Source organism: Fibrisoma montanum (assembly GCF_003583365.1).
Lineage (GTDB): Bacteria > Bacteroidota > Bacteroidia > Cytophagales > Spirosomataceae > Fibrisoma > Fibrisoma montanum.
In genome coordinates this window covers 22,951-45,544 of record NZ_QXED01000004.1, presented here as the reverse complement: position 1 = coordinate 45,544, position 22,594 = coordinate 22,951, and the positions used below count along the sequence as shown (strand labels likewise).

Below are 22,594 nucleotides of genomic sequence, written 5' to 3'. Positions count from 1 at the left end.
GGCCAAACGCAACTCATTTTCTCAACTCCATGAAAACCATTGTCTTTGAGCAAACTGGAAAACCCACCGACATCCTGAAAGTTACTGATTTGCCGGCTCCGGAACCTAAACCGGGCGAGGTTCGGGTGAAAGTGCTGGCCAGTCCGATCAACCCCTCCGACCTGATGTTTGTGCAAAACATGTATGGCATTCGGCCGCAGCTACCATCCGGGGCCGGGTTTGAGGGCGTCGGTATTGTGGATGCACTCGGGGAGGGTGTACAGATGCGAACCGGAATGCGGGTCAGCTTCACCAGCGTCGGGACATGGTCAGAGTATGCCATTGCGCACCACCGTAGTCTGATTCCGGTACCGGAGTCAATCAGCGACGACATAGCGGCTCAGTTGTTTGTGAATCCGTTTACGGCCTATGCATTGGTGCAGGAATCGAAAGTTCCGGAAGGAGGCTGGCTCATGCTTACGGCGGCCGGTTCCGCATTTGGTAAACTGGTGATTCAATTGTGCAAAATGCGGGGTATTCAGACCATCGGTACCGTCCGGCGCGATACCCTGAACGATGAACTTAAAACGCTCGGTATTACTGAGATCATCAATACGGAGCATGAGAACCTGCCCGCTCGTGTGAAGCAGATAACCGATGGGAATGGGGTTGCCTGCGTGCTGGATGCCGTCGGTGGCCACACGGCCAGTGAAGCGATGAAATGCCTGAGTAAAGGCGGTACCATGATCATTTATGGGTTGCTCAGCCTGCAGGACCCAACGCTGAATGCCGGTATGATGATCTTCCGCGAACTGACCGTCAAAGGGTTCTGGCTCACCGACTGGATGCGCCGGGTCGATAGCCAGACGCGCCAGGACGTAGCCCAGAATGTCATTCAACTGCTGGCATCGGGTCAGATTCAGCTACCGGTCGAAGCCAGCTACTCCCTCGACGATATCACGAAGGCCGTTGAACATGCCGAACAAACCGCCCGGTTTGGAAAGATTCTGGTGAAACCGTAATTTTTGGGAGGCTAACCCGTTTGAAGAAAGCTGGTTAGCCGCTTAAAAACACGTACCATGAATCCATTCAAAAAACTTGGTTTTCTGTGGTCGTACAGTTTGCTGGCTGTTATTCTGGCTGGCTACTACGTCGGCGACTCGCCGTGGACCTGGGCGGGTGCCTTCTACGTATATTGTGTTGTACCGCTGCTCGATTTTCTGGCGGGCCGCGATCGATCCAACATCAGCCGCGACGCTTTTGAAGCCACGTTGACCGATCGCTACTTCGACGTGCTGCTGTACTCGTCCGTCTATCTCCAATACGGTCTGCTGCTCTGGGGCTGCTACGTCCTGACGACTGATCCGCTGACTACGATCCAGAAAGTTCGCTTAATGATCAACATCGGACTATTTTCCGGCACCATCATCAACGTAGCTCATGAACTGGGGCACCGTAGTAGTCGTATCGCTCAATTTCACGCCAGGATGGCACTGCTGTCGGTCAGCTACATGCATTTCCTGATTGAACACAATCGGGGCCATCATGTCCACGTAGCAACCCCGGCCGACCCGGCCACTGCCCGCAAAAATCAGACGTTGTATGCGTTCTGGCGGCAAAGTCTCGTGGGCAGCTACCGCAGTGCATGGCAGATCGAGAAAAAACGGTTGATGAAGTCAGGGCACTCCGGCTGGAGCCGCCACAACGATATGATCTGGTTTACCATTCTCCCGGTTCTGCTTTGCGCGGCACTAATGGCCGGGTTCAGCGGCTGGGCTGGTAGGCTGGTCTGGTTGGTACCTGTTTTTTTTGTCGTTCAAAGCTTTGTAGCCATCCTGCTGCTGGAAAGTATCAATTACATCGAGCATTATGGTATAACCCGGCGGGAAGTAGCGCCCGGCCGGTATGAACGCGTTAATCCTCTGCACTCGTGGAATGCCAGCGAATTGATCAGCAATCTGGTTTTGTTTCAGCTTCAGCGCCATTCCGATCACCACGCTTATGCATCACGACCGTATCAGGTGCTGCGTCACTTCGACGAAAGCCCCCAGCTTCCCTCCGGCTACCCGACCATGATTCTGCTCGCACTGGTGCCGCCCCTGTGGTTCCGGGTTATGAATCCACGGCTCGAACGCTGGCAGCAGCGAGCCTGTAGTGCCGACGAAATTGCGGCCGTTGTCCGGCAGTTCGCATAATGCATTTTACTCGGCCAAAATCGTGGACATTTCCTAAGTTTCTCTTCTGAATTTTGGCAGCTTCCTTATCTTTGACAACAATATCCGAAAACCAAAGTCGTTTGTTTCCTAACGACCATTGGTTGAACCATTTTCACTTGTATCGTCTGTATGCTATTGCTTCAGGTTCCGGCCACCGACACCACGGCCGCGTCGTTATCGGCCGCTTCGGGGGCTGCTCCTCAACAAAGTCTGCAACTGCTGGACTTAGTAGCCAAAGGCGGCTGGGTAATGATTCCCATCGCTTTTCTGTTCTTCTGCGCTTTATACCTGATCTTCGAGCGATTCTTCATCATTCGGGCTCAAACCCGGACTGATGCCGGCTTCATCGACAACGTGAAGGATATGGTGCTGCAGGGCAACATCAAATCGGCTGAGTCATTCTGCAAAAACCAACGTACCGCCACTGGTCGAATCTTCGAGAAAGCCATTGGCCGGATTGGTTCACCTATCCGGGAGATCGAAGCCACGGTCGAAACGGTCGGGCAGATTGAAATCGGTCGACTGGAACGTAATCTGGGGTATCTGGGCATCATCGCCGGTATCGCACCGCTGCTGGGCTTTATCGGTACCATCTCGGGTATCATTCGTATCTTCTACGATATCTCGCTGTCCGACAACATCAGCGTTGGGATTATCGCCGGTGGATTGTACGAAAAAATGATCACGTCCGGGGCCGGTCTGATTGTGGGCGTAATTGCCTACACGGGTTACCACCTGCTGAACATGATGATCGAGAAGTTCACGCTCGCGCTGGAAATGAATGCGTTTGAGTTCATTGAAGTCCTTCAGAAGCCGACAGAAACGGTTCGGATGCGTTAGACATTTACGGGCTAAGCAGACCCTTGGCCCCGACTATTATGAAACTCCGAAGAAAACGCAAGTTTGCCGCTGAGGTAGCGACTTCATCGCTGAACGACATCATGTTCTTCCTGCTGTTGTTCTTCCTCATCATCTCAACCGTAGCAAATCCTAACGTAATCAAGCTATTGCTGCCAAAGGCATCGTCCTCTCAGCAGCTGAGTAAAAAGCAGGTAACGCTCTCGGTAGACGGCAACAAGCAGTATTTCATTGATCGTAAACCGGTTGACCCGGCCAATCTGGAAACTGAATTGCAAACGATCATGGCCGGTATTGCCGAGCCCACCGTAGTCGTTCGCTTTGACAAATCACTGACCGTTCAGGATTTGGTCAATGTGTTGCAGACGGGGGCCAAACTGAATATCAAAATGGTGATGGCTACGTCGAAGTAGCTGCTCACTTTTTGATCACTAACGCAAAAAGCCGCTCTGGAGCGGCTTTTTGCGTTAGTGATCAATCAATTTGGCCGGGATGGTAGTTTATATCTGCACTGACCCATTCATCTATGACTACCAACTTCACCGAGGCTGCTGTGTGCAGCGTCTCTGATTTGCTTGATGGCCAATTAAAAGAAGTACGCGTTGGCGATACGGATGTGCTGCTGGCTCGTGTTGAAGGCCAATTCTATGCGTTTCCCCCTAAATGTACGCACTACCAGGCCCCGTTAGCCAAAGGGCTGCTGCAGGGCAATCGACTGATTTGTCCGTGGCACAACGCCTGTTTCGACGTTCGCACGGGGCACCGTCTGGAATCGCCCGCCTTGAACGGATTACCTACGCATGAAGTACGCATTGAAGGCGATCAGGTATTCGTTCGCTTAACGACGGATCAGGAAAGTACGCCAAACCCTATGGCGGCACCCGACGAGTCCAATACCGACACCTATGTGATTATTGGCGGTGGCGGGGCCGGGGCTTTTGCTGCCGAAGCCCTACGCCAGGGCGGGTTTACGGGCCGGATCGTTATGCTGACGCAGGATACCGAAGGCCCATACGACCGCCCTAATTGCAGTAAAGATTTTTTGCAGGGCGAAGCGCCGGACGAGTGGATGCCGTTGCGCGACGATGACTTTTACGAATCATACGGCATCGACATTCGGCGTGGTCAGCAGGTAGCCTCGCTGGACCCACAACAGAAACGTATCGACCTGACCTCCGGCGAAAGCATAACGTACCAGAAAGCGCTGGTCTGCTCCGGTGGCACCCCTAATCCGTTAAACGTACCGGGAGCCGATCTGGATGGCGTGCACACGCTGCGGAGTTTGCAGGATAGCCGGATGCTACGCGCCATGGGCCAGATCCGCAAGCGAGTTGTCATCATCGGAAGTTCGTTTATTGGTCTGGAAGGCGCCATGAGCCTGCGCAAGCTGGGCTGCGAGGTCGACGTAGTAGGGTCTCACCCAGTACCTTTCCAATCAGTACTGGGTGAAAAAATGGGTCGCCTTGTTCAGGGCTGGCACGAAAAGAAAGGAGTCCGGTTCCACCTTGGCCAACGCGTTGAGCGGCTTGAAGGTAATGCCGGCCACGTTACGCATGTTGTTCTCAGCAATGGCCAGCGCCTTTCCACCGATTTTGTACTGGTAGGCCTGGGAGTAAGCCCCCGGACCGACTTTTTACAGGGTATTCAGCTGGAGAACGATGGCGGAGTTAAGTCAGATGAATACCTGCAGATTGCCGATGGTTTATATGCCGCCGGTGATATTGTCCATTACCCGACCGCCGACGGTCCTCAGCGGATTGAACACTGGAAAGTGGCCGGACTCCAGGGGCACGTAGCAGGCCTGAACATGGCCGGTCAGGCTACTCCTTACCGTAGCGTACCCTTCTTCTGGACGAATCAGCAGGGAACGCGAATCAACTACGTTGGCCATACTGATCGCATCGACGACATCATCTACGACGGCGACCCTGAGCAGGACGAAGCATTTATTGCCTTCTACGTACAGGCAGGGCAGGTTAAAGCCGCGGCCGGCGTTAAGCGCGATCAGGACATGATCGCTATCCGGGAATTAATGCAGACCGGTCGTTTGCCGTCCGTTGAGGCTATCCAACAGGGTGTCAGCTGGCCGGACTTGGTACAGCGTCTTTAGGTTTGAGTTCTTCAGCCAGCAGAAGCCGGGTCTGGGGCAGGCTCTGCGGGTATTCATCGCGGATGAATTGAATGAGTTTTTCACGCATGTTGCAGCGCAGGTCAAAAGCCGACGGTGCATCGGCCGCCGACATCAACACCCGTACGACAATGCAGGTAGGCTGCGTATCGACCACCTGAACGGCGAAGACTTCGCCGTTCCAGAGTGGATCGTTTTCAGCCAGCTCATGGGCTTTTGCGCGTAGTTTGTCCACCGGCAGGTTGTAGTCGAGGTAAAGCATAACGGCACCGGTGATCGACGCATCGGAACGGGTCCAGTTTTCGAACGGTGTTTCGACAAAATACGTAATGGGCAGAATCAGGCGTCGTCGGTCCCAGAGCCGCACAACTACATTGGTCAGGTTAATTTCCTCAATTCGGCCCCATTCTTTCTCGACAACAACGGCATCGTCCAGGCGAATTTGCTGCGTAAAGGCAATCTGCACGCCCGCCAGGAAGTTACCCAGGGTTTTCTGGGCCGCAAAACCAATCAGTACCGAAACGACCCCCGCGGACGTCAGTACGCTCAGGCCAACTTTCCGGCTTCCCTGAAACGTAATCAGCAGCAACGACGCACTGATGATGACTACGGCCAACCCGATCGTGCGCCGAATGAACCGTACCTGCGTCACAAACTTCCGTTGCGACAGATTGATATCTTTCGAGGTGTCATACTGCCGAATCAGGAGCACCTCCCCAAATTTCAGCAGCTTAATGAGTAGCCAGGTTGTCGCGATCAGAAAGAATACCTCCGCCGTTTTATCGGCAACGGGATGTCGGCGGATGAACCGTTCGGACTGCAGGTTGGTCGCGATCAGAAAAAACAGCGACGGCACAAATACGTAAAACGCCCATCGCAGATGACGGCGTAAGATCAGCAGAAAGTCAGGGTTCTGTCTTTTCAGAATCGACCGAATCACCCACGTTACGATCACGTTAACGATCAGGCCAAGCACGACGGCTATAATGAGCAATATCCAGCCCGACAAATCTCGGTTTGGTACGAAACCAAACCAGCGTATTATCTCCCGAATCCAGCTATCTATCTGTTGTTGCATACCTTCCGTATCATTTGATGGTGGGCATTCCCTGAAAACCGGCTTCTCAACAAGCCTTACACACCTGCAAAATTAAAAAGCCGACCGGTTGGTCAGCTTTTTAATTGAGCAACTGAACCGGAATCTGATAAGACCACCGGTTCGGGTTGTGGTATATGATCAGGCTAACAGGGGCTTAACGACCTTACCATGAACGTCCGTCAGCCGGTAGCGACGGCCCTGATGTTTGAAGGTTAATTTCTCGTGGTCCATCCCCAGCAGGTGCAGTACCGTTGCCTGAAAATCATGGACATGGACGGGGTCTTTGGCAATGTTGTAGCCAAATTCATCCGTTTCGCCATAGACCATCCCTTTTTTGATGCCGGCACCTGCCATCCAGATCGAGAAACAACGGGGGTGGTGGTCGCGTCCGTAATTATCTTTAGTCAGTTTACCCTGCGAATAATTCGTTCGGCCGAACTCTCCCCCCCAGATCACCAGCGTGTCGTCGAGCAAACCCCGCTGCTTCAGGTCCAGGATCAGGGCGGCCGAGGGCTGGTCAACGCTCTTCGTCTGAATTTTAATGTCGTTGGGCAGGTTGCCGTGCTGATCCCAGCCCTGGTGGTAAAGCTGCACAAATTTTACATCCTTCTCAATCAGTTTCCGGGCCAGCAGGCAGTTAGCCGCAAACGTACCGGGTTTGCGCGATTCAGGACCGTACATATCGAAGATGTAGTCGGGCTCCTTCGAGATGTCGAGCGTTTCGGGCACGGAGGTCTGCATCCGGTAAGCCATTTCATACTGGGCCATGCGGTTATTGATTTCCGGATCCAGTACGTGCTTATATTGCTCCTGATGCATTTTGGCCAGATAATCGAGCATCCGCCGACGACTGGCTTTATCAATGCCCGGCGGATTGTTCAAATAATAAACCGGATCTGGCCCCGACCGGAACACAACCCCCTGATGCACGGAAGGCAGAAAGCCATTGCTCCATAGCTTCGCATACAGGGGCTGATCGCCGTCACGCCCCTTCGACAGCAACACCACGAAAGCCGGCAGGTTCTGGTTGTCCGACCCAAGGCCGTAGCTAATCCATGACCCAAAACTCGGCCGGCCGGCCTGTTGACTACCCGTCTGGAAGAACGTAACGGCCGGGTCGTGGTTGATTGCTTCTGTATGCATCGACCGGATAAACGTCAGGTCGTTGACAATGCGGGAGGTATAAGGCAACAACTCACTGATCCACATCCGGCTGGGACCGTACTGCGCAAATTTATAGCGGGATGCAGCCAGCGGGAAGTGGCTTTGCCCGGCTGTCATACCGGTCAGCCGCTGTCCTTTCCGCACGGACTCCGGCAGGTCTTTGCCCCACATGCTTTCCAGCTTAGGCTTGTAATCGAACAATTCCAGCTGCGAGGGCGCCCCACTCTGGAACAGGTAAATTACGCGTTTCACCTTGGGCGCAAAGTGCGGTTTACCCAATTCCGGCATTTCGCCGGGAGCCGAGGCCCCCGCAAACAGGTTTTTAGGATTTAAAAGCGACGCCAGCGCAATGGTACCTAAACCGGCGCTGCTCTGACCCAGAAAAGTCCGGCGGCTAAGCTGATCGTGGATTTCGTCCTGAATGTCCATAGTCGTTTATCAGTGGGTCGTTGAGCACAGAATGACTCAGCAACCAACAGGCTATCGTTTAATAATCGCTTCGTCAACGTTCATGATGGTGCTGGCAACTACCGTCCAGGCTGCCAGCTCCTCCGGGCTTAGTTTTTTATCAACGGGGTACTCCCCTACGGAGAGCAACTCACTGGCCCGTTTAGGATTACGACGAAAATCGGCCAATTCGTCGGCGTACAACTGCTTCATCAAACTCATCTCCGCCGGCCGGGCCGGACGACTTACTACCGCTTTGAAGGCATTACTGATGAAGACGTCGCCGGTTTGCCCCTGCGCCAGCCCCCGCTGGGCCAGCACCCGGGCCGCTTCGACGAACTGCGGGTCATTGAGTGTTACCAGCGCCTGCAAGGGCGTACTAGTTTTCTGACGCTTCACCGTGCAGAAATGGCGTTCGCTGGCGTCGAAGTTAAGCATCATCGGTGGGGGCGAACTCCGCTTCCAGATCGTGTACATTGACCGGCGGTACAGGCTGTCGCCGTGGTTCTGAACGTACTTCACGGCATTACGGGTGGCTAACGCTTCCCAGATCCCGGCCGGCTGATACGGATGCACACTGGGTCCGCCAATGGTTCGGGTAAGCAGGCCACTCGCGGCCAGCGCATTGTCGCGAACCTGCTCCGCCGACATCCGGTAGCTCGGTCCACGCGTCAGGAACGAGTTGTCGAGATCCAATTCGCGGGCTTTCTCCGATACCGCCGACGACTGCCGGTACGTTGCTGACATCACGATCAGCTTCTGCATGGCCTTCACATTCCAGCCACTCTCGCGAAATTGAACGGCCAGGTAGTCCAACAACTCGGCGTGGGTTGGTAAGGCCCCCTGGTTACCAAAGTCATCGCTGTTTTTAGCCAGCCCCTGCCCAAAATAGTGCTGCCAGAACCGGTTTACCATAACCCGGGCAAACAGCGGATTTTCGGGCAGTAATAACCACTGAGCCAGACCCAACCGGTTCTTCGGCAGGTTGTCGGGGATTTTATAGAACTTGTCAGGCGTATCAGGGCCAACCGGATCGCCGGGCGCATCATAAGCCCCACGCTTCAGAATAAAGGTAGGCCGTGGGTATTTACGCTCCCGCATCACCATGACGTCGATCTGTTCGCTCAGCACCCGGGTTTCTTCACCCAGCTCCTGCTCCCGGGTTAGCCGGCGTTCCTGCGCTGGTCGGTCAACGTTAGTTACGTAGTAGTCGAACAGAGCCGTTTGCTGGGCTGGTGACCGGCTGGGTGTTTTAAGCGCCTGAAGCAGGTGATTTTGCTGCGTATATAGACCCTGAACTTCCAGCGGAGTTAGCTTCCGGGCGTAAACGCGCAGTTCGTCAATTGAGTAGCCTTTAAAGTTATAATCGTGGCGCTGGCCCATGGCCAGGTTCGGAGCCCCAGCCCCCCAGCTTGAGCCTTCTTTACCCCAAACGGTACTCTGCGTCAGGTTATCGGTCATGATCCGCGTACGGGCCGGCTGCCCGTTTACGTAGATGTGCATACCCGACGCCCGGCTGGTTCCGTCGTAGGTCATGGTCAGCAACGCCCAGCGGTTAAGCGGCAGCTTGTCCAGCGTTTCCACGTCGATGGCATCGTCGGGCCAGACGTAGCTGAACCGAAACGCCAGGCGGCCATCCTCCAGCCGAACGCATTCGTAGCCCCGGAAGCCATTGAAGGGGCCCATGTTCCGGTTAAAAAGCGGACCTTTCAGCTTAGGGTCCTGCACGTTGACCCACAAGCTAACCGTGAAGGGCTCGTTTCGTTCAAACCAGGTTGGCTGCTTGTATTTTTCGTCTTTTTCCGGCTTTTTGGCACTGTTGACCCACTTCAACTCCAGGTAGCTTTCGCCAATCAGCTTCACTCCCTGACCAACCGGGCCTTTCACGTACGGAACCGGGAAGTCCAGATCGCCATGGGTTTCGAGCGGAATGGTATCGTTGGCCAGGTTCTGGAAGAGCCGGCGAACACGCGGTTTCTTTGCTACCTCATCCTCTTTCTTAGCTGCTTTTGCTGCTTTTTGAGCCGCTTCTTTCGTTTTGTTGTCCTCCTTTTTTGGCTTATCGGCTGGTACGTCCTTGCTCTGGTCAAACGGAACGTAAACGATCAGATCCTGATTGCCGGGCATCAGCGCTTTGGCCGGATCGCGCTGCGCCTGTGTCAGCCAGGAGTTGAACCGCTGCCGGGCACCCGCTTTCATTTCAGTAGCCAGCTGGCCATCTACCGATCGGATCTGCTCCCGAATGTATTTGAGTTTGGCCTGCGCTTCCGGCTTCGGGATGGTTATGTGGGGCGATGGTTCACCGTTGTATGGTATCTGGCCGTATTCGTTATTCTGAGCGAAGAATGCTCCCAGTGCGTAGTAATCCTTCTGGCTGATGGGATCGTACTTGTGGTCGTGGCAACGGGCGCACTCCACCGTAAGGCCCAGCATGGCTTTCCCGAACGTATTGGCGCGGTCGGCGATGTATTCAGCCAGGTATTCTTCCGGTACGATACCACCCTCCTGGCTTTGCTGGTGATTGCGGTTAAAGGCGGTCGCAATCATCCGGCTTCGGTTCACATCCGGATTGGTAGACTTTGGCAGCAGGTCGCCGGCTAGCTGCCAGGTGATGAACTTGTCGAATGGCAGGTTCCGGTTGTATGCTTTGATGACCCAGTCCCGGTAAGGCCACATTGTCCGCAGGCCGTCGTCCTGATAGCCGTGCGTATCGGCGTAGCGAGCGACATCGAGCCACTCAATAGCCTGGCGTTCGCCGTAATGCGGACTGGCCAGCAGCCGATTCACCACCTTTTCGTACGCGTTCGGGGATGTATCGGCCAGGAACGCATCCACTTCGGCTGGCGTAGGTGGCAAACCCGTCAGGTCCAGACTGACCCGACGCAGCAACGTCGCTTTATCGGCTTCGGCTGCATGGCTTAGCTTTTTGGCTTCCTGCTTGGCCAGTACAAAGCGGTCAATGTCGTTTTTGACCCATTTTTCGTCGGATACTTTGGGCAACTCGGGTGTAGTCGGGGCAATGAGCGACCAATGCTCTTTGTATTCGGCACCCTGCTCAATCCAACGGATAAGCAAGGCTTTTTCTTCGGCGTTCAGGCTCAGATTCGATTCCGGCGTCGGCATCACATACTCCGGATCGGTGCTGGTAATCCGGTGAAATACCTCACTCTCGCCGAGATCGTGCGGTACAATCGCCTTTTTACCGCTTTCCGCCAATGCCTCGTAAGCGCCTTCGGGCGTATCGAGCCGCAAACCTGCCTGCTGCTTGTTCTTGTCGGGCCCATGGCAGGCAAAACAGCGATCCGACAGTATGGGCTTGATGTGCAGATTATAATCGACCTTTTCGGGCAGGTTAACCTCCGCAGTCACCACGTCGGCCGGTTTCTCGACCGAGCTATGGCTGCACGATGACCATACCGTTACGCCAAACGCGCCAATGGCTACTGATAGCGCTGCGTATTTAAATCGTATGTCAGACCAGATGGGCATACGTTGAGACATAGCAGGTTATAAGTTATAAAACTACGTTTTTATTGCGCGAGTTAGAAGTAAAACCTAATTTCATTATCGAATCGTTCTATCGTTTCATAATTACTTTATTATGATTCATGACGGCACTCACCACGATTGTCAGGCCGCCAATTCAGTGGCCGGAATGTGAGAATCGGGTTTTGTATCGCCCACAGTGAGCAAACTGACCGCCTGCTGCGGGCGTCGCCTAAACGCAGCCTTCTCTTCGGCATACAGCTGCTTCATGAGTGCAATCTCCTTCGACCGTGCCGAATGACTCAGGGCCGACAGGGTCGAACAGGGCTCCTAGGTATTCAAACGATTCAGTTTTTCTTGTCCTCGTCAGGCTGTGCATTCGCGGCTCCGGCTTTTGTAAATTCAGCCACCGCCTGTTCACTGATGCCACCCACAAATTCGACGTCAGGAAGGGCTTTTTTCAACTCAGCAAGCGCCGGCTCCGTTACGTTCGTTTGCCAGAGATAAACGGTTTTCAGGCTCTTTAGCCCGGCCAGTTCTTTCAACCCCGCGTCCGTAATGGACGTGCCATAGAGATTCAGATACTCCAGGTTAGGCAATGCCTTCAGTTGCTTCAAACCAGCGTCAGTCACTTTAGTCTGCTCCAGATGCAGTTTCTGTAGGTTTTTAAGTTTAGCGATCTGCGCCAGCGCTGCATCCGTAATGGCCGTTTCACCAAGCTTCAACCACACAATCTGATTTGAAAGTTTGGGCAGTACCGCAGCTTGGGCATCATTGAAGGCTTTGGCATTGACAGCACTGACTTCCAGCTGGTTCTGCTCTTTCGACAGGGGCAGGACCAGCAGGCCCGTTTGCTTCAACTCATCGACGGCTTTAGGATCAGGGGTCGGGAGCTTCATTGTCAAAACGGGCGATACGGGCGCGGGACCCGACGCAGCCAGCCCGGCACCACCAGCCGGTGCCCCGGTTCCCAGCGAAGCCAGCACGGGTTTGATAGCGTCATTCACGTTGAGTTCAGACACCTTTTTGTCGAAAGGGGCACCCTGGTCAATCCACCAGGTCAGCAGCGCTATCTGGCCTTCGGTAAGCTGAGTCTTTCCCTTGGGCGGCATGTGATGATCGTCCTCTTCGGGCAGCAGGCACCGCTTCACCAGTTCGCTGTCAGTCCCTTTGCCCGCAACAAAGACGGGGCCGTTTTCACCCCCTTTTTTCAGCATCTCGGCGGTATCAAAGCGCAGATCCCCTTTCGATTTCTCCGCGTTATGGCACTGTACGCAACGGGTCTTTAAGATCGGGTTAACAATCTGCTCGTAAACCAGTGCCTGGTTGACATCCGTAATGGGCTTGATGGCGACTTCCTGCGTCCGGGGCGGAATACCGGCCAGCGTGCGGAACGGCTCCGGGGTGTACTGCGTCAGGTAGTCGGAGCCGTGGGTCAGCGAGCCGCCGAGGTGGCCGGCGGTACCAAGCAGCACAATCGCCACCACCAGCGCAGGCAGGTAAAGAGCCGACCCGAACGGGATGCGATCGCCGACGTAGTCCGATTTAACCGCCCAGGCGATCCAGGCAAATACCGCTACCCCGATGCCCTGCCACATGTGGCTATCCAGCGTTTCCTGTTCGTACCCTCCACCCAGCGACAACAGATAGCCAAAAAGACAGGCCACCGTAGCACTCACCGCCGACCAGAACAATACGTTGGTAATGGCCGAATCGCTGACGCTGACTTTCCCAAGCCGCCGACCTGCTTCAAGAATACCAGCAACAAGTAAGAAACCGATGGGCAGGTGTACAATCAGCGGGTGAAAGTGTCCGAAAAACAGGACCCAATCGGATGGTGATGTAGTTGCCTGGAGCAAGAGGGTAAACTGGTTCATGGTAAGGTCTACTCAAGAATGGCCGACGTAGAATAACGTGCTATTCTATAACCAGCACAGAATGAATGTCTAATTTCGGAATTATTAATGATATTTTATCACTTTTCGCTGTGAACTGCACCGGAACGTTTCCCGGCTGAAGTGTAATGCGTTTGGGTCGGGACGGGCTCCGCAGGTTCACGGTCAGCGGCCCTACAGGTGTAATGTCATCGTAGGTATGAACGGCTTTATTGCCGTGTACGCCCGTCATGTTGATAAGGTTGACCAGCAGCTGACTACCTTTCCGATTCACCGCTACGTGTACTTTACGGGAGCCCTGTACGTCAACCAGCGGCTTAGCAAACACCTCACGAACGACCGCCTTCAGGAAATCCCGATTCTGTACGGTTTCGCGCTTTAAATAGTTAGCGCCCATATTCACATAGATAGCCGCAATACGCCCTTTTCCTACCGAGGCCACCGAAGCCGCGGGCCCTACGTAACTGCGCATATCCCGCCGACGATACAGGCCACCAATTGTCCGCGTACCGACCGACGGGGAAAATGTCTGGTAGGCTTCGGGCGTGCCCGTAATCTGATTTGCGAGACCAACCGACAGGCCCCCTTTTACTACGTCGTTCAGTTGTACGCCCAGCACATCCCGAAAGTTGAGGACCGCTTCACTCCCTATCACCAGCAGGTTGCCGCCGTTTCGGGCGTACTGCACCAGTTCATCCCGGAAGGCTGGATCGAGCGTTGCCCACTCAGGAACAACAATAACCGGATACGCCTGCATTCGGCCCCGCAGGTGGTGCTCCATCAGTACCTCCGTTGGGTACTGATTGTAAAGCAGCATATCAAGAATCCCGATCAGCGCCTGATTAATGCCATTGGAGCCGGGATATATACCCGTACTAAGTTTTTTATACCCAACGGATGAGTATAGCAGAGCGATCTGCGGCACAGGAGCCGCCTTGTGCGTATAGGCCTGACGAGCGCGGCAGAACCGGGCCAGTTCTTCCATAACGTCCACCTCCCAGAGCTTGATGCTGGCGTCGCGCTGCTGAGTATAGTAGGCCTGAAAACCGCCCCCCATTGCCATCACCTGCGCGGCTTCCTGACACAACTGCCGGGCGGGCTTGGGCGAATGTACTTCGTCATAATTACTGCCAAAGCTCCACGCCATCAGATCCCAGGGTTTTCCCTGTGGCGCAATGCACCGGGCTTCGTAGGCCGCACTGTTAACGCTGTTCGTCGGAGCCAGATCGCCCGAAATAAAATCGACGTTGATGTCCACCGGTTCAGGCATGAACGACGAAAACGCCCAGTTGCTGGCCACCTGAAACGCTGGTTTGTAGCGATGCAGTTCGTCAGCGTAGTGTCCCACGTACCGCCGAAAAGCGCGACGCTGGGTTTCCAGCAGGGCATCATAGCCGGTGTCTGCTTTCTTCCTCGGTACGTCCTGAAGGCCCGTTTCGGCCCGAAACGCATTCTGCGCCACTGGGCTATAATCAGGCACGGTGGCCCAGCAGTCGCCATCGACCCAGACGCCATCGACACCGTACTCGCTGATTTCTTTCAGCTGTGGAATCAGCAAACTGTCCACGTAAGGGCCATACACCGACATAGACCTTGCATCTGGCTTACCATCTGGGTCAACCCGCGCCCAGTTAGCATGGTGCCGGAGCGCTTCAAAGTCCCAGATACCTGAATAGTGGACGTAGAGCCCTACACCATGCCGACGCGTTACGGTGCGAAACAACTCCAGGGTGTTTTTGACAAACCGATCGGGCGAGTAGCCCACTTTGGTCGGGTAACTCGAAATCCCCTGATGCCCTTTACAATCAACCTGGATGAAATCGGGCCTGACGCGGGTCAGCAAGGTGTCGATCATGCCCTCGGTCAGGGTTCGGCCAATGAGGGTATCGTTTTTTTCGGCGTGAAAATCAAAGTGGAGCCCGAAAAAACTATCGGCTCGCCGAAGCGGTACCTGTCGTTTTGCCGGAGCCGACGTTCGCTGCTGCGCCGTTGCGGTCATACAAACCCCTGCCAGAATCAACAAAAAAGCATACTTCATCAGGCGACGCGTTCCAGTTTGACCGGATACGTTTTCCGTGAATTCCACTGCGCTACGTAGAGATTATCGTCCTCATCAACCAGTACGTCGTGCGGATGCATAAAAATGGTAGCGCTGCGGTCCTTACGTTGTTCGCCCAGTTTACCGTTTGCATAAACCGGCTCCGATCCGCCCGGCGTCGATATAACCCGGTCGTTTTTATCCAGAATGGTTATGTATCCGGAATCCGGGTACGAATCGGACGTACTGCGGAACACCGCCCCGTAGATGTTGTCGCCATGAATCACTGGCCGGCAGATGTATGAACCGGGCAGCGCGATGGTGGACATATACTTGCCATCCAGCGAGAAACGCTTTAGGGCGTTACGTCGACGGTCGGTTATCAACAGGGTTGGGGATGCCGTGCGTCGATCCACCACAATGCCGTGGCAACAGTCGAACGTTTCTTCGCCGGCGCCTTTGCCGCCCCAATGACGGATAAAACGGCCTTTCTGATCATACTGCATCACGTAGTTCAGCCCATAGCCATCGACTACGTAAATATCGCCGTTGGCGGGGTTAACCGCCGTTTCGGTTGGTTTGTACTGCGAGGGGTACGCGTATTTGCCGGTTTCTTTCGGGTAATCGAGTTTCATGAGCTCCCGGCCTTTCAGATCCGTCTTGATGACCTGATGCCGGTCCGGATCGCAGATAAGGAGAAACTGGTCATTGCCGTCGCCAGCCAGGGTCAGGCCATGTCCACCCGGATAGTCATGTCCCCAGGTTTCGAGGAGCTTGCCCGACTTATCATAAACTAAGATATTGTTCTTCGTTTCGTTGGTAAGCAGGATAATCCGCCCTTTGGCGTCCTGTACCATTTCATGACAATCGTTGACGGGGTTAACGCCGGCATCCAGCAGGCCCCAGTTGGGCACAACCCGATACCGGTGGGAATTATGGCCCAGTACGACCGTTTCGTTGGCGGCCGAAGCGAACAGCAACGACGGAGTGGACAGGCCTGCAGCTGTGAGTAAGGAAGCCTGCCTCAGGAATGACCGGCGGGACGAACGGAAAATCATGGTCGTTTGTCAGGGTTTACCTAAAAAAGACAATTTTAGGTGGACTTTACCCTTACAGCGATCCCAAAGTCCTGGCCAGACGGAAGGGAATAAATTACAAAAACGCTGTAATCAGCGCTGCGACTCGTTCAAGCCCTTTTACATCAACGTCGCTAAAATCATCAAGCTGATCACTGTCTACATCCAGCACCATACGAACGTCGCCCAGGCGGTCAAATACGGGAACGACCACCTCCGACTTCGATGCTGAACTACAGGCAATGTGCCCCGGAAACTGGTCTACGTCGGGCACGAGGATGGTTTCCCGGCGCGAGTAAGCGGCTCCGCACACGCCTTTATCAAAGGCAATACGTGTGCAGGCAATTGGTCCCTGAAACGGCCCAAGCACCAGTTGGTCGTCTTTTTTCAGGTAGAAACCAACCCAGAAAAACCCAAACGCTTCTTTCAGCGCGGCCGCGATATTGGCAAGATTCGCCGTCAGATCCGGCTCACCTTCCGTCAGGGCGGCTATCTGCGGAATCAAACTTTCATAAATGGCTTCCCGATCGGCAGTTTGAGGAATAAGCAGGGTCTCCGCCATAGTCAATTATCGTTTGGTAAAAAAAGTAAGCAGCATGATGCTGATCGTAGTGAACAATACGCTGGCACCAATCCGGATGAGCGTAGGCATCAGTAGTGTAATGGTGCTCGCTTCAATAAAGAACAAAGCCGTGTGGTGGATTAAGGCCAGTATGAATACGTACCGGAAAAACTGGCCGGTTTCCAGATCCTGTAACATTACCTCCGTGCGAAACTCCTGCCCCGACTGATCAATCTGCGTTCGGGCGATGACAGGCCGAAAATAAGCCATCAGCACCGTAGCAGCCGCGTGCATCCCCAACGTATTGTAGAATGTATCGACGATAAGGCCCGTCACGAAAGCCGTCACCAGCAGGACGGTCAGACTGGTATCCAGCGGCAGCATCAGGATGCAGGCTATGTACACGAAGCAAAACGCATAATCGAACAACACAAGATTGCGTACCAGCAAGATTTGCAGAGCCAGATAAAAGACAAACAGTAGCGTGGTTCGTACAATCTCACGTAAGGTCATAGTCATGCGTAGCGGTGTATTGTCGGATGTATGGTGGTTTACGGATGCTTGTGACCCGGTTATTTTTCGGCCTCCAGTTGTTTTTCCAGTTGCTCCTGCTCAGGCCGTAACAGGTTCTGAACGACATACACAAAAGCCAGGTTGCCAAAATTGGTGGACAGATTAAGCGTAATGTCATGGAAGGTCTGGTTCGGCTCTACGCCAACAGAACGCACCCGACCCACCAAAATTCCGGGGGGAAACGTAGAGTTAAACTCCGACGTAACCACCGAATCGCCCTTGCTTACCGGCTTGATACGGGAAATGTCGCGGAGCTTGACCAGATTTGGATCGACGCCATCCCAGCGCGCCGTTCCGATTTCATTGGCCTTGATCAGTTTGGACGACACCAGAAATTCGGAGTGCAGAATGGACGTGATGACCGAGAAGTGTCTGTTGCAGATTTTTACTTTTCCAACAATGCCGGTTGGCGAAATTACACCCATACCCGGCTGAATGCCGTCGTCCGTTCCCTTGTCGATGGTGATGTAATTGTTGGCAAACTGGGTGGTGTTGTTAACTACCTTCGCAACCGTGTATTTAAAGCGATTGGCAAACAACGAATCGGCCTTATACTGAGCAGGAGCAGCCGGCTGCGCTTGTTTAAGCCTCGTAAGTTCCTGATTAAGCCGTTGGTTTTCGGTCGCCAGATCAGCGTTCACCTGACGTAGCTGGGTGTACTCGCCAACCGCGTTCGACCAGGCCAGCATCTGCGCTGCGTACCGGTTGGATGTATTAAAGTAGGTCGCGCTCCAGTAATTGCTCGTGTTGATGATGAAGTAAAAGCAGATCACCTCCAGCAACACAAACAAAATGAAATTCCGGCTACGGACAATAAAATCAAATAACTCTCCCATGCGTCGGGCAACGGTGGAATGATGGCAGAAAACGGCGATAGGTTTGAGCCAGTAACTCAAACCTATCATGTAGCCTGGGCTTCAGTCCGTGTAGACCAGGCTGACAATTTAAAATAATGCACCTAATCGGCTCCGGACAGCTGTTCGGAGTACAATTAGCTAATCAATACTGACTTGTACATGTCGAGGTTTTTGATCACCTCCCCGGTACCTTTTACAACGGCCTTGAGCGGATCGTCAGCTACGTGAATAGGCAGTTTGGTCTTGGCGGCCAACCGCTTGTCCAGGCCATGCAGCAGCGCCCCTCCGCCCGTCAGGTGAATCCCGTTGGTGTAGATATCGGCCGAAAGCTCCGGCGGTGAAATTTCAAGGGCCTTCATTACGGCCTCTTCGATCTTTGAAATCGACTTATCCAGTGAATACGCAATCTCACTGTACGTCACCTTGATTTCTTTCGGAATACCGGTCATCAGGTCACGACCGCGAATCTCGTAGTCCGACGGCGGGTTGTCGAGTTCGGGCAGAGCCGATCCAACCTCCATCTTGATCTGCTCGGCGGAGCGTTCGCCGATGAGCAGGTTATGCTCCCGACGCATGTAGTCAACAATATCGCGGGTAAATACGTCGCCGGCAATACGGATCGACTGTTCGCAGACGATACCCGACAGGGCGATCACGGCGATCTCGGTCGTTCCACCGCCGATATCAACGATCATCGTTCCGTTCGGCTGGGTGATGTCGATGCCAATGCCGATGGCGGCTGCAATCGGCTCGTGCACCATGTAGACTTCTTTGGCACCAGCGTGTTCGGCTGAATCCTTTACGGCCCGCTTTTCTACCTCTGTAATACCCGACGGAATGCAGATAACCATCCGGTGCGACGGCGAAAACAGTTTGCTGCCGGTATCGATCATCTTGATCAAGCCGCGAATCATCAATTCAGCAGCCGTAAAGTCAGCGATCACCCCGTCTTTCAACGGCCGAATCGTTTTTATATTCTCGTTCGTTTTTTCGTGCATCTGCATGGCCTTGTGGCCAATTGCCAGCACTTTACCGCTGACCTTGTCCATCGCGATAATCGAGGGTTCATCCACCACAATCCGATCCTTGTGAATAATCAAGGTGTTCGCCGTACCCAGGTCAATCGCAATGTCGCTGGTCAAGAAATTGAAAAGTCCCATTTCAGGTTTGCTAAGAAGCTTCGTTACGCGTACAGTTTTTTGAAAGGTTTGCAAAAATATGGATTATTCGAGATAATTCATGCCCACTATCTGAATAGAGTATTGTATTTTTCAAATGACTATCAGATAAATGGATTCGGGGCTGCGTAAAATGAGCTATTGGGCTTATACGTTATCCATTGTCTATTATCCATTACTTTTGCAGGACTATGGGAGTACGATCAGTATTGAGCCGACCGCTGGCTAAATGGGTGGTCCAACGGCAGCAGGAATGGATGTACCGACCCGCCGAAGCACAGCAACGCTGGTTCAGGCGGCTGGTCCAGGGAGGTCGGCAAACCCTGTTTGGCCAGGACCATAAGTTCCGCGATGTGCAAACCGTTGAGGAGTTCCGGCAGGCCGTTCCCGTCCGCGATTATGAGGAACTGAAGCCTTACATTGAAAAAGTTCTGGCCGGTCAGTCCGACGTACTGTGGAAAGGCAAACCAACGTATTTCGCCAAGACCTCGGGTACCACCTCCGGCACAAAATACATTCCGATTACCAGCGATTCGATCCCTAACCACATCGATTCGGCCCGCGACGCGCTGCTGAACTACGTAAACGAAACCGGCAACGGCGCCTTTCTGGACAAGAAACTCATTTTTCTGTCGGGCAGCCCCGAACTGGACGAAAAAGCGGGCATCAAAACCGGACGGCTGTCGGGAATCGCGAACCACCACGTACCGGCCTACCTCCGTACCAATCAGCTACCCTCCTGGGAGACCAACATCATTGAGGATTGGGAAACCAAGCTGGATCGGATTATCGATGAAACGATCGACCAGCCCATGTCGCTGATCTCGGGCATTCCGCCCTGGGTGCAGATGTACTTCGACCGGATTCAGGAACGTACCGGCAAAAAGATCAAAGACGTTTTTCCCGACTTTTCGGTGTTCGTGTACGGTGGCGTTAATTTCGAACCGTACCGCGCCAAACTGTTCGACAGCATCGGCAAACGCATTGATTCGATTGAAACCTACCCGGCATCAGAAGGCTTCATCGCCTTTCAGGACTCACAGACGGAAGAAGGTCTTTTGCTGCTGTTAGACAGTGGCATTTTCTTCGAATTCATCCCGGCCGATGAGTATTTCTCTGAGAATCCGCGCCGACTGACGATCGATGAAGTAGAGTTAGGTAAAAACTACGCCGTAATCATCAACAACAACGCAGGACTTTGGGGTTACTCGATCGGCGATACGGTCAAGTTTGTGTCCCGCGATCCGTACCGACTGGTCGTAACGGGACGTATCAAACACTTCATCTCGGCCTTTGGCGAACACGTCATTGGTGAGGAAGTAGAGAAAGCGCTGCAATACGCCATGGAACGCCATCCCGAAACCGAGGTAGTGGAGTTTACGGTTGCGCCAATGGTGAGCCCGGCCGAAGGGTTGCCGTATCACGAATGGCTGATTGAATTCGCTACGCCACCCAACGATCCGGCTGCGTTTGCACAGGATGTGGATAACCGATTGATTGAACTAAACGTTTACTACGACGACCTGATTACAGGTAGCATTCTGCGCCCGTTGAAGCTCACTACGTTACCACGCGGGGCGTTTCAACGGTACATGAAATCGCAGGGCAAGCTGGGCGGTCAAAACAAAGTACCGCGGCTGGCAAACGACCGGAACATTGCGGAGGGGTTGCTGGAAACAAAACAAACGGTTTAGCTGATGAAAATAACCGGTATTGAAATTGGAGAATATCGCCAGTTTAAAAATATTAAATTTGATTTCACGTATCCGGAGGGCCACCCGAAAGAAGGTCAGTCTTTGGAAAAGGTGTGCTTTATCGGTCAAAGTGGGACAGGAAAAACTACGTTACTAAATATTATCTGGGATTTCTTCCAAGTTTTTATAGATGGTTACCAGCGGGTAGCCCTTGAAAATATCCCTGTAAACAATGAGCCTTATAGTACATTTGAAGGAATAAAAGTTGATGCTATTTATGTTGAGAAGAAAATAAGTTTAAACTATACCACACTTAAAGACTATGTAGAATCAGGATATGCAAATTTAGGCTATCATTGGTTTAAAGATCTTGCTATTTATGAAATTTTAAAAAACCAAGAAAATACGAAGAAATTTTGCCTATATATAAAAGAATCTATTGCTCATGAAGCGGATGCATTTTTATTCGAACAAAAAAATCACCCACAAACTATTTCTGATTTTGTAAAAACAGATACCCAGATTGAAAAAGAAAAAGTTTTACAGAATGACCGGATGAATGCAGTAGGGTCTAAAAAAGCTATTTCTTTAGGCGATATGCAATCTGTCTCTGTATGGCAATATTTGCTTAAAGATATTGACGAATACGATGAGGCTACAGTAAATCAGATCACTAATATCATTCAAAATACAGCAAAGAGTAAAGTACCGGAAGAGTTACAAAAGTGGGTAGAGTCTGATCCACGTATTAAGTTAGCGGAAGAATGTTTGAATCCAATTCTACACAATTTTTTTCTAGAGGTTAATGATAGCGAAAAAGGTAAAGTTCCTATTACACTACGTACCAGGCAGGGGGTAAAAATCGACAGTTCTTACCTTAGTACAGGTACTCGGCAACTATTGGCTACAGTTATTCCCCTCTACAAATTCAACACAACTGATTCAGTTGTTCTCTTTGATGAGCCCGAAAGATCTTTATTTCCGGACATTCAACGTAAACTAGTCAATTATTACACCTCTCTTGCTCCAAAAGCTCAGTTCTTTTTTGCTACGCATTCACCCATTATCGCATCGGCCTTCGAGCCATGCGAACGTTTCATTCTATATTTCAACGAAAACGGCGAAGTAAAATGTCGCAATGGTGTTGCGCCAATTGGTGATGATCCAAACGACATTTTAAGTGAAGATTTTGGTCTTACCGAACTGATGCTTGATGAAGGCTTGGAAGCTTATCAGAAATATCGTCAATTAGGCATGCAAATTCGAAATGAGACGGATGAGCAAAAGAAAAATCAATTAATAGCAGAACGGTTGGAATTAGGTAACCGCTATAATTTTTGAATT

Annotated in this window: 18 protein-coding genes; 7 read left to right on the top strand and 11 right to left on the bottom strand. The window is 52.7% G+C overall.

Annotated elements, in window-relative coordinates; all coding sequences use genetic code 11:
* The first annotated feature begins 29 nt into the window (after positions 1–29).
* The 5 genes from DYU11_RS14180 (at position 30) to DYU11_RS14160 (ending at position 5,163) form a co-directional block, all read left to right on the top strand.
* Entirely contained in the window at positions 30–1,001 is a 972-nt protein-coding gene (locus DYU11_RS14180) for a zinc-dependent alcohol dehydrogenase family protein (RefSeq protein WP_119668366.1), read from the top strand.
* 57 nt (positions 1,002–1,058) lie between these two features.
* Positions 1,059–2,174 (top strand): alkane 1-monooxygenase, encoded by a 1,116-nt coding sequence (locus DYU11_RS14175; protein WP_119668365.1) that lies wholly within the window; start codon positions 1,059–1,061, stop codon positions 2,172–2,174.
* A 150-nt stretch (positions 2,175–2,324) separates the two neighbouring features.
* Positions 2,325–3,035: a MotA/TolQ/ExbB proton channel family protein gene (locus DYU11_RS14170; RefSeq protein ID WP_009285332.1), complete on the top strand. Its 711-nt coding sequence runs from the start codon at positions 2,325–2,327 to the stop codon at positions 3,033–3,035.
* A 38-nt stretch (positions 3,036–3,073) separates the two neighbouring features.
* Complete coding sequence (locus tag DYU11_RS14165; protein WP_119668364.1) at positions 3,074–3,466, top strand: ExbD/TolR family protein; 393 nt, start codon at positions 3,074–3,076, stop codon at positions 3,464–3,466.
* Between the two features lie 113 nt (positions 3,467–3,579).
* The gene (locus tag DYU11_RS14160; protein WP_119668363.1) at positions 3,580–5,163 is read left to right on the top strand and encodes an FAD-dependent oxidoreductase; all 1,584 of its coding nucleotides are present in this window, start codon (positions 3,580–3,582) and stop codon (positions 5,161–5,163) included.
* Here DYU11_RS14160 and DYU11_RS14155 read toward each other — a convergent pair.
* The 11 genes from DYU11_RS14155 to DYU11_RS14110 form a co-directional block, all read right to left on the bottom strand.
* Positions 5,132–6,259, bottom strand: coding sequence for a mechanosensitive ion channel family protein (locus DYU11_RS14155; protein ID WP_119668362.1), 1,128 nt, complete (start codon positions 6,257–6,259; stop codon positions 5,132–5,134). The genes DYU11_RS14160 and DYU11_RS14155 overlap by 32 nt on opposite strands.
* A 159-nt stretch (positions 6,260–6,418) precedes the next feature.
* Positions 6,419–7,873 carry a DUF1501 domain-containing protein gene (locus DYU11_RS14150; RefSeq protein WP_119668361.1) on the bottom strand — a complete coding sequence of 485 codons (1,455 nt, stop codon included), beginning with the start codon at positions 7,871–7,873 and terminating at the stop codon, positions 6,419–6,421.
* A 51-nt stretch (positions 7,874–7,924) separates the two neighbouring features.
* Positions 7,925–11,380 (bottom strand): DUF1553 domain-containing protein, encoded by a 3,456-nt coding sequence (locus tag DYU11_RS14145; protein ID WP_119668360.1) that lies wholly within the window; start codon positions 11,378–11,380, stop codon positions 7,925–7,927.
* A 141-nt stretch (positions 11,381–11,521) separates the two neighbouring features.
* Positions 11,522–11,647, bottom strand: coding sequence for a hypothetical protein (locus tag DYU11_RS33820; protein ID WP_262697114.1), 126 nt, complete (start codon positions 11,645–11,647; stop codon positions 11,522–11,524).
* Between the two features lie 77 nt (positions 11,648–11,724).
* Positions 11,725–13,254 (bottom strand): c-type cytochrome domain-containing protein, encoded by a 1,530-nt coding sequence (locus DYU11_RS14140; RefSeq protein WP_119668359.1) that lies wholly within the window; start codon positions 13,252–13,254, stop codon positions 11,725–11,727.
* A 40-nt stretch (positions 13,255–13,294) separates the two neighbouring features.
* Complete coding sequence (locus DYU11_RS14135; protein ID WP_119668358.1) at positions 13,295–15,310, bottom strand: alpha-amylase family protein; 2,016 nt, start codon at positions 15,308–15,310, stop codon at positions 13,295–13,297.
* Positions 15,310–16,368, bottom strand: coding sequence for a 6-bladed beta-propeller (locus DYU11_RS14130; protein WP_119668357.1), 1,059 nt, complete (start codon positions 16,366–16,368; stop codon positions 15,310–15,312). Before DYU11_RS14130 ends, DYU11_RS14135 begins: the two co-directional genes overlap by 1 nt.
* A 94-nt stretch (positions 16,369–16,462) precedes the next feature.
* Positions 16,463–16,948, bottom strand: a complete 486-nt coding sequence (gene msrC / locus DYU11_RS14125) for a free L-methionine (R)-S-oxide reductase MsrC (protein WP_119668356.1) — start codon at positions 16,946–16,948, stop codon at positions 16,463–16,465.
* Positions 16,949–16,954: 6 nt separating this feature from the next.
* On the bottom strand, positions 16,955–17,461 hold the full coding sequence (mreD, locus tag DYU11_RS14120; protein ID WP_119668875.1) for a rod shape-determining protein MreD: 507 nt from the start codon (positions 17,459–17,461) through the stop codon (positions 16,955–16,957).
* Between the two features lie 59 nt (positions 17,462–17,520).
* A complete protein-coding gene (gene mreC / locus DYU11_RS14115) occupies positions 17,521–18,357 on the bottom strand; it encodes a rod shape-determining protein MreC (protein ID WP_119668874.1) in 837 nt (278 codons plus the stop codon).
* A gap of 155 nt (positions 18,358–18,512) precedes the next feature.
* Positions 18,513–19,538 carry a rod shape-determining protein gene (locus DYU11_RS14110; protein ID WP_009285320.1) on the bottom strand — a complete coding sequence of 342 codons (1,026 nt, stop codon included), beginning with the start codon at positions 19,536–19,538 and terminating at the stop codon, positions 18,513–18,515.
* Between the two features lie 209 nt (positions 19,539–19,747).
* On the opposite strand from DYU11_RS14110, the gene DYU11_RS14105 reads away from it, so the two are divergent.
* Positions 19,748–21,250: a GH3 auxin-responsive promoter family protein gene (locus DYU11_RS14105; RefSeq protein WP_119668355.1), complete on the top strand. Its 1,503-nt coding sequence runs from the start codon at positions 19,748–19,750 to the stop codon at positions 21,248–21,250.
* A 3-nt stretch (positions 21,251–21,253) separates the two neighbouring features.
* On the top strand, positions 21,254–22,591 hold the full coding sequence (locus DYU11_RS14100; protein WP_119668354.1) for an AAA family ATPase: 1,338 nt from the start codon (positions 21,254–21,256) through the stop codon (positions 22,589–22,591).
* Positions 22,592–22,594: the final 3 nt, after the last annotated feature.

Coding starts and splice junctions, on each gene's coding strand:
- DYU11_RS14180 (WP_119668366.1), top strand. CDS start 30: ATGAAAACCATTGTCTTTGAGCAAACTGGAAAACCCACCGACATCCTG.
- DYU11_RS14110 (WP_009285320.1), bottom strand. CDS start 19,538: ATGGGACTTTTCAATTTCTTGACCAGCGACATTGCGATTGACCTGGGT.
- DYU11_RS14155 (WP_119668362.1), bottom strand. CDS start 6,259: ATGCAACAACAGATAGATAGCTGGATTCGGGAGATAATACGCTGGTTT.
- mreC (WP_119668874.1), bottom strand. CDS start 18,357: ATGGGAGAGTTATTTGATTTTATTGTCCGTAGCCGGAATTTCATTTTG.
- DYU11_RS14170 (WP_009285332.1), top strand. CDS start 2,325: ATGCTATTGCTTCAGGTTCCGGCCACCGACACCACGGCCGCGTCGTTA.
- DYU11_RS14140 (WP_119668359.1), bottom strand. CDS start 13,254: ATGAACCAGTTTACCCTCTTGCTCCAGGCAACTACATCACCATCCGAT.
- DYU11_RS14100 (WP_119668354.1), top strand. CDS start 21,254: ATGAAAATAACCGGTATTGAAATTGGAGAATATCGCCAGTTTAAAAAT.
- mreD (WP_119668875.1), bottom strand. CDS start 17,461: ATGACCTTACGTGAGATTGTACGAACCACGCTACTGTTTGTCTTTTAT.
- DYU11_RS14130 (WP_119668357.1), bottom strand. CDS start 16,368: ATGATTTTCCGTTCGTCCCGCCGGTCATTCCTGAGGCAGGCTTCCTTA.
- DYU11_RS14135 (WP_119668358.1), bottom strand. CDS start 15,310: ATGAAGTATGCTTTTTTGTTGATTCTGGCAGGGGTTTGTATGACCGCA.
- DYU11_RS14165 (WP_119668364.1), top strand. CDS start 3,074: ATGAAACTCCGAAGAAAACGCAAGTTTGCCGCTGAGGTAGCGACTTCA.
- DYU11_RS14160 (WP_119668363.1), top strand. CDS start 3,580: ATGACTACCAACTTCACCGAGGCTGCTGTGTGCAGCGTCTCTGATTTG.
- DYU11_RS14175 (WP_119668365.1), top strand. CDS start 1,059: ATGAATCCATTCAAAAAACTTGGTTTTCTGTGGTCGTACAGTTTGCTG.
- DYU11_RS14105 (WP_119668355.1), top strand. CDS start 19,748: ATGGGAGTACGATCAGTATTGAGCCGACCGCTGGCTAAATGGGTGGTC.
- DYU11_RS14145 (WP_119668360.1), bottom strand. CDS start 11,380: ATGCCCATCTGGTCTGACATACGATTTAAATACGCAGCGCTATCAGTA.
- DYU11_RS14150 (WP_119668361.1), bottom strand. CDS start 7,873: ATGGACATTCAGGACGAAATCCACGATCAGCTTAGCCGCCGGACTTTT.
- msrC (WP_119668356.1), bottom strand. CDS start 16,948: ATGGCGGAGACCCTGCTTATTCCTCAAACTGCCGATCGGGAAGCCATT.
- DYU11_RS33820 (WP_262697114.1), bottom strand. CDS start 11,647: ATGAAGCAGCTGTATGCCGAAGAGAAGGCTGCGTTTAGGCGACGCCCG.